Here is a 7,349-nt window from a genome sequence, read left to right as displayed (position 1 = left end):
ATTTCGGTCGATTGCAAGCACCCTACGAATGCTAAGCGATCAGAGCTAAGCAATCAGGTGATTGTCCTTGGTGTGGCTGGGATCCGGGACGATCACGGACACACTTTTTGGCCTATAACCCCGCATCACCCGTCCCGCGAGCGCGTGCGCCAGTCGAAGCTGAGATGGCCAGGTCCGGTACTGGCCATCTCAGCTTCAATTGGCCACCACTCAACCGGCGCAAACCTGGCGTGCACTCATGACAGCGGTTCGACGTCGCGCTCCGCCGCTCCCTGCGACCCCTGTCGTCGCACCGCGCCGGGGGTCGACCCGACGATTCGGGTGAACGCGCGGTTGAACGCGGCCTCCGAGCGGTAGCCGAGCTCGCCCGCGAGCGTCGCCGCCGTGACCTCGGTGTCCCGCAGCCGCGACTGGGCGATGGCCATCCGCCACCGCGTGAGGTAGGCGATCGGGGCCTCGCCGACGAGGTCGGTGAACCGGGCGCTGAACGAGGACCGCGACATCCCCGCGACCCGTGCGAGGCGCTCGAGCGTCCACTCCTCACCGGGACCGTCATGGATCGCCTCGATGACCCGGCCGATGCGCTCATCCCGCAGGGAGCGCAGCCACCCGGCGCCCGCCTCGGCGTCGGAGTTCATCCACGACCGGATCGCCTGGACGACGAGGACATCGGCCAACCGCGTCGCCACGGTCTCCGCTCCCGGCTGCGGATGCGCGAGCTCGGCGGCGATGAGCCGGAGGGTGTCGCGCACCGAGGAGGCGACGCCCGCCTCATCCCCGCTGACCCGCAGGATTGCCGGCAGGCTGCGGACGAGCTGCCGGGCGGCCGGATCATCGAAACCGACGATCCCGCAGATCAGCCGCGTCGTCGGGCCCGCGCCCCCGTACCGGAGGACGGAGTAGCTCTCGCCGAGGTACTCCTGCGGCAGGAGATCGACGCGCGGTCCGCGCGGGGCCGCGGGATCGCTGAGGAGATCGTGACCGCGCCCGTGCGGGACGAGCGCGAGGTCACCGGCGGCGAGCTCGACGGCGTCCTCCCCGGGCAGGCGCAGCCAGCACGACCCGGCGACGAGGACGTGGAAGCTCACGGAGTCGGCGATCGCGGGCATCTCGAGCGACCACGGGTCACCGAACTCGGAGTGGGAGCAGAACGTCGAGCGCATCCGCAGGGTGCCGAGCACCCGGGCGAGCCGATCCTCCCCGCCGGGCGCCTCAACGGCCCGACCGGCCGCCGGTCGCCTCCGCGGTGCCGGTGTTTCGGGAGCCGACGCCCTCGCTGCCCGCATCGCGGGAGCGGCGCCCTCCGGTGCGCTCATCATGACGGCATCGTGTCACAGCCCGCCCGCGGCGACCAGGGCTCGATTCGATCAACCGACTCGTTCGGACGATCGAGCAAGAAGTGCGGCCGTTCGGGCATGGAGTGTCCGAGACGACGTCCGTAGCGTCGGAGAGGCAGACAGTTCAGCCACTCCAACAGATCAGCCACCGTAGTAGAGAAGCAGTAGAGAAGGAGTCCACCATGTTCGTCATCGCAGGAGCCACCGGACACGTCGGATCCGCCACCGCCCACACTCTCCTCGACGCCGACGCCGACGTCGGCGCCGAGGTCCGCGTCCTCGTCCGCCGGGAGGCCGACACCGCACCGTGGCGTCAGGCCGGAGCCGAGACCGCGACGGTCGACCTCACCGACCGCGCAGGGCTGACCGCCGCCCTGACCGGGGCCGCAGGGTTCTTCGCTCTGCTGCCGTTCGACCTCGGCGCCGCCGACCTCAACGCCCATGCCGAGCTGCTCAGCGACGCGATCGCCGGAGCCGTCGCCGAGGCGGGCGTTCCCCACGTCGTCATGCTCTCCTCCGGTGGCGCCGACCTCGCCGCGGGCACCGGCCCGATCACCGGACTCCACCGTCTCGAACGGGCACTGGGCGAGACGGGGACGACGCTGACGGCCCTCCGGTCCGGCCACTTCCAGGAGAAGGTCTCCGACGTCATCGACCTCGCCCGGGAGACCGGCACCTACCCGGTGTTCGCGCCCACCGCCGAGGCGCCCGTGCCGATGGTCGCGACCCGTGACCTCGGCGCGGTCGCCGCCCGCGCGCTGCTCGCCCCGCCGCCGTCGAGCGAGGCCGTCGACATCATCGGGCCTTCCCGGTCCGAACGGGACGTCGCCGAGGTGCTCGGTCGTGCCCTCGGTCGCGCGCTCACCGTCGAGATCGTCCCCGAGGCAGCGTGGGCGCCCGCGCTCACCGCGGTCGGGTTCGCTCCCCACGTCGCCGACAGTCTTGCCGAGCTCTACCGTGCCGATGCCGCGGGTCTCCTCGCCCCGCGGGGCGACCGGAGCATCACGGTGACGACGACGGTCGAGGAGACGATCGCGGGACTCGTCGGGCACGCTTCCGACGCGGGCGCGCCGTCATGATCACCGGTGTCCTCATGATCACCGGACTCCTCGTGGCGGCGACGCTGACGAACGGACTGCTCGCCGGGCTGTTCTTCGCGTTCGTCTGCGCGGTCTCACCCGCCTATCGGAGACTCGACGACGGAGAGTTCGTCCGCGGATTCCGTGCGATCAACTCAGTGATCCTCCGCCCGACATTCCTCGTCGTCTTCGTCGGCGCCCCGCTCACCGCGGTGGCCGCTGCCGTGACGGGCACGCTGAGGATCAAGGTCGAACCGGGAGGGCTCGGAATCGCCTCCGACCCGGTGGGAACGGCGCTGCTGTGGATCGGGGCGGCCGCCTCGGTGGTCTCCTTCCTCATCACCGCCGCCGTCAGTGTTCCACTCAACCAGGGTCTCGACCGTGCGCCAATCGACACATTCGGACAGCAGCAGGCGGCCCGCGTGACGTTCGAGACCCGGTGGAACCGCGCGAACCTCGCGCGCACGCTGACGTCGACGCTGTCGGTTTTCGCGCTCGCAGCCGCGCTCGCCCTCGGATGACGCGCCCCAGCCCCGGATGCAGGGCCCCAGCTCCCGACCCGGCTGTTGCCGAACCGGAACAGGATGAACACCCCTCGGGCCGCGACCGGGCATAGATTCGCTTTCATGACCTCGATCCGTTCCGCCGCAATCGCGCTCGCCGCCGTGCTCGGTCTGACACTGACCGCCTGCACAGCCTCGTCGTCGGACGATTCGGACCTGCCGCCTGAGGCGCAGGTGCAGCTGAGTCCGCAGGGGGGGTGAGGGCGCGTGGCTCACTGATGCGTACGCGGCCGGGTTTGACGCGCAGTACGCGACGGCGAACGAGGTGTGCGCGGTGACCGACGACATGGCGATCGAGGTCGAGCGCGGGGTCGGCGGGGACTCGACAGTGATGGGCAGACAGCTACGCGGCGGTCAGCTCCTCTGGGAGATCGACGATGCGACCTGCGGGCAGGGCGCACTGCTGCCCGGGGACCCGGACTCGTCGGTCCCTGCCGCGTCCGCGGCGACGGTCGTCGTCGGGAGCCGGTGGCAATCGGGGATGCGCGCCTGGAGCCTCGTCGATCCGGCCACGGGAACCGAGCGGCAGGCCATGGGGTTGGGACCCGAGGTCGCGAGCGCTCAGCCGGTGGCCTGGGCCGGCACCCGTGTCGTCGTCCGGACGGGCGTCGAGGACCTCGTCGGACTCGACATGGGCACAGGCGAGAAGAAGGGGAGCGAGGTGTGGCGCAGTCCCGTCGCCGCCGGCTCCGAGGTGACCGTCCTCGCCGACGATCTCCTCGGGGTGACGAACCAGCGGGGCAAGCGGATCACCGTTCTCGACCTCGAATCCGGCGAGGTGAGGCTGTCGACCGCCGTCACCCGGCCCGACTGGATCACGTGGGCCAGCGACGGATATGTGGAGAAGATCCAGGAGACCGACCCCGAGTACGCCTTCGTCGACCTCGACGGTCGCGAGGTCGACCGCACGACGGGCGTCTCGCAGTACACCTTCGTCCCGCAGCCCCGTGAGGGCGTGACGTTCCCCCTGTCCGACCACCGGCAGGCCGGAACCGTCGTCGGCGTCGATGCGACGGGGACCCCCGCGCTCACCGAGGACGCCCAACGTCGCATCTTCACGCGCTCCGGTGAGATCGCCGAGCTGCCCGACAGCCTCATCATTCTCCAGGGTGTGAGCGCCGACGGCTCGCTGCTCCTCTTCCCCGGCACTCCCGACGGACTCGTCCTCATCGACGACGCCGGCGAACAGGTCGCGTCCTGGCCGCTGGGGTTCTCGGAGCTGCGGATCGAATCGGGGCTCATCGTCATCCGGGGAGAATCGGGGACCTCGGTGCTCCTCCCCGGCGAGGTCTAGTCAGCTCTCGCCGAGGCGGTGCGCGATCCCCGTGTCAGCGGCGCGCAGTAGGGTTGACCCATGCCGAGTGAGACCGCGCCGTCGATCGCGTGGTCCGTCATCGGTGCCGCGCGCCGGAACGAACAGGCGGGTCCGGGCGACGACGGCACGGTCACCGTCGTCGATCTCGACGCGTCCGGGGCGGAGATCGCCCGAACCGACCTCGCCGAGGCGGCCGTTCCCGACCTCGTCCGTGCCCGTGAGCGCAGTGCCCGATCGCCCGGTGCCTCTGGCGCGCGCCCCGCCCCCGCACCGAGGTGGGTGCTCAGCGACACCCCCAAGTGGTCCCCGGCGCTGCTCGCGGCCGGGGTGCGCATCGACCGCGCCCACGACCTCAGGCTCGCTCATGCGATCCTCGTCCGCTCAGAACTCGTCACCGAGCCCACGGCGCTGCGGGCCGCCGAGGAGTGGGATGCGGGACCCGTCACCGCCCCCGCCGTCGGGCAGGCGGAGACCCTCTTCGACGTCGCCGGCGGCCGTGGCCGCCCGAAGGAGGTGCCCCATGACATCGACGCCGCCCTCGCCGAATTCGCCCGGCAGCAGGCGGCGCTGACGACGGCGACCGACCCGGGACGCCTGCGCCTCCTGCTCGCCGCGGAATCGGCCGGTGGCCTCGTCGCCGCGGAGATGCACGCGGCCGGAGTGCCGTGGGACGTCACCGAGCATGAGCGGATCCTCACGGACCTCCTCGGCGAGAAGCCGGCTGCGGGCGCGAAGCCGGCGAAGATGCTCGCCGTCGCCGAGGAGGTCCGGGCCGCCCTCGACGATCCCCGCGCGAACCTCGATTCCCCGACCCGCCTGCTCGCCTCCCTGCGCAACGCCGGGATCAACGTGTCCTCGACGTCGAAGTGGGAGCTCGCCGAATCCGACCACCCGGCGATCGAACCGCTGCTGCGCTACAAGAGGATGGGCCGGCTGCTCTCGGCCAACGGCTGGCACTGGCTCGCCGAATGGGTGAGCGAGGGCCGGTACCGACCCGTCTACGTGCCCGGCGGCGTCGTCACCGGTCGCTGGGCGGCCAGCGGCGGTGGGGCGCTGCAGATCCCCCGGCAGCTGCGCCCGGCCCTGCGCGCCGACGACGGGTGGACCCTCATCTCCGCCGACGTCTCCCAGCTCGAGCCCCGGGCGCTCGCCGCGATGTCCGGCGACCGGGCGATGGCCGAGGCCGGGCGCGGCCGCGACCTCTACTCCGGACTCGTCGACGAGGGGATCGTCGCGACCCGGCAGGAGGCGAAGATCGCCGTCCTCGGGGCGATGTACGGATCGACGACGGGGGAGGCCGGCCGGCTCGTCCCCCGCCTGCGCACCTCCTTCCCTGCGGCGATGCGCCTCGTCGACACCGCCGCCGAGGCGGGACTGAGCGGCGGGATCGTCACCACCTGGCTGGGACGGTCGTCCCCGGCGCCGAGTGACGGCTGGCGGCAGGTGCAGGCGCAGGCGAATGCGTTCGATGCGACCCCGGCCGATGAGAACCGGGCGAGGCGAGCCGCAGGGGACTGGGGCGCTTCACCCGCAACTTCGTCGTGCAGGGCACCGCCGCGGAATGGGCGCTCGCGTGGCTCGCCGATCTGCGTCTGCGCCTCGCGCGCCTCCCGGAGCTCGACGAGGGACGGGCCGACGCCTCCGGACCGGTGTTCGCCGGGCGCGCCCACCTCGTCTTCTTCCTCCACGACGAGGTCATCGTCCACGCCCCGGCAGCGCAGGCCGACGCTGCGGCCGAGGCGATCAGGGAGGCGGCCGCCTCGGCGGGACGACTGCTCTTCGGCGACGCTCCCGTCGACTTCCCGCTCGACCTGACGATCGGAGAGCGCGCCGCCGCGAAGTGACAAGGCGCCTGGTGTCCGGGCGCCGGTCATCGTCACGTCAGGGGCACGATGTAGGGTGTCCCCAGATCAGCACCACGCCGTTGCACACACCGGAGGTCACCCATGGCAATCACCGTCAAGGCACTGCAGAAGACCGGGCCCGCGGAGCCCTTCCGCGTCGCGGAGATCGAGCGCCGCGACCCGCGTCCCGACGACGTCGTCATCGACATCCGAGCCGCCGGCATCTGCCACAGCGACATCCACACCGTCCGCAACGAATGGGGCGAGGTCGACTTCCCACTCGTCGTCGGCCACGAGATCGCCGGAGTCGTCTCCGCCGTCGGCGCCGACGTCACCGACTGGAAGGTCGGCGACCGCGTGGGGGTCGGCTGCCTCGTCGACTCGTGCGGCGAATGCGTCGAATGCCTCGCCGACCAGGAGCAGAACTGCCTGCGCGGCAACGTCGGCACGTACAACTCGACCGACGTCGACGGCACCATCACCCAGGGCGGGTATGCGGAGAAGGTCGTCGTCAACGAGCGCTTCGTCCTCCGCATCCCCGACGGCCTCGACTTCGACGTGGCCGCCCCGCTGCTCTGCGCCGGCATCACGACCTACGCGCCGCTCAACCGCTGGGGCGCGGGAGAGAAGAAGGCCGGGGCGCCGAAGAAGGTCGCCGTCCTCGGGCTCGGCGGTCTCGGGCACATGGGCGTCCAGATCGCGGCGGCTATGGGCGCCGAGGTCACCGTGCTCTCCCGCAGCCGCAAGAAGGAGCAGCTCGCCATCGACCTCGGGGCGCAGCGGATGCTCGCGACGACCGACGAGGACTTCTTCTCCGAGCACCGCGGCGAGTTCGACCTCATCCTCAACACGATCAGCGCCGACATCCCCGTCGATCGGTACCTGCGTCTGCTCGCACCACGCGGTGTCATGGCCGTCGTCGGACTGCCGCCGACCAAGCAGGAGCTCTCCTTCGGATCGCTCATCGGCGGCGGCAAGGTGCTCGCCGGGTCGAACATCGGCGGCATCGCCGAGACCCAGGAGATGCTCGACTTCTGCGCCGAGCACGGCATCGCCGCGCAGATCAAGACGATCGACATCGCCGAGGCGGACTCGACCTACGACCGCGTCGTCGCCGGTGAGGTCTACTTCCGCGCCGTCATCGACATCGCCTCGCTCAGCGCCGCCGAGGCTGTGTCTTCGAACTGAGGCTGTGCCTTCCTGAGGTCGGC

The 7,349-nt window shown here is 71.3% G+C and carries 6 protein-coding genes and 1 pseudogene; 6 read left to right on the top strand and 1 reads right to left on the bottom strand.

Annotation, left to right across the window (positions count from 1 at the left end; translation table 11 throughout):
• Positions 1-236: 236 nt before the first annotated feature.
• On the bottom strand, positions 237-1,319 hold the full coding sequence (locus AC2W7K_RS07370) for an AraC family transcriptional regulator (protein ID WP_232623788.1): 1,083 nt from the start codon (positions 1,317-1,319) through the stop codon (positions 237-239).
• Between the two features lie 200 nt (positions 1,320-1,519).
• Here AC2W7K_RS07370 and AC2W7K_RS07365 point away from each other — a divergent pair, with 200 nt between their 5' ends.
• From AC2W7K_RS07365 to AC2W7K_RS07340, 6 genes and pseudogenes are all read left to right on the top strand, one after another.
• Complete coding sequence (locus tag AC2W7K_RS07365; protein WP_198500131.1) at positions 1,520-2,416, top strand: NmrA family NAD(P)-binding protein; 897 nt, start codon at positions 1,520-1,522, stop codon at positions 2,414-2,416.
• Positions 2,413-2,937: an anthrone oxygenase family protein gene (locus AC2W7K_RS07360; RefSeq protein ID WP_198500132.1), complete on the top strand. Its 525-nt coding sequence runs from the start codon at positions 2,413-2,415 to the stop codon at positions 2,935-2,937. The genes AC2W7K_RS07365 and AC2W7K_RS07360 overlap by 4 nt, the downstream gene beginning before the upstream one ends.
• 105 nt (positions 2,938-3,042) lie before the next feature.
• Positions 3,043-3,180, top strand: a complete 138-nt coding sequence (locus AC2W7K_RS07355) for a hypothetical protein (protein ID WP_486005933.1) — start codon at positions 3,043-3,045, stop codon at positions 3,178-3,180.
• Between the two features lie 73 nt (positions 3,181-3,253).
• On the top strand, positions 3,254-4,273 hold the full coding sequence (locus AC2W7K_RS07350; protein WP_486005932.1) for a PQQ-binding-like beta-propeller repeat protein: 1,020 nt from the start codon (positions 3,254-3,256) through the stop codon (positions 4,271-4,273).
• 60 nt (positions 4,274-4,333) lie between these two features.
• A pseudogene (locus tag AC2W7K_RS07345) lies at positions 4,334-6,138 on the top strand (bifunctional 3'-5' exonuclease/DNA polymerase).
• Between the two features lie 102 nt (positions 6,139-6,240).
• On the top strand, positions 6,241-7,326 hold the full coding sequence (locus tag AC2W7K_RS07340; protein ID WP_198500134.1) for an NAD(P)-dependent alcohol dehydrogenase: 1,086 nt from the start codon (positions 6,241-6,243) through the stop codon (positions 7,324-7,326).
• Positions 7,327-7,349 lie beyond the last annotated feature (23 nt).

The organism is Brevibacterium sp. LAARM2_SD2 (assembly GCF_057364785.1).
The sequence above is the reverse complement of the archived record's forward strand: the minus strand, read 5'-3'. Positions and strand labels throughout refer to the sequence as shown.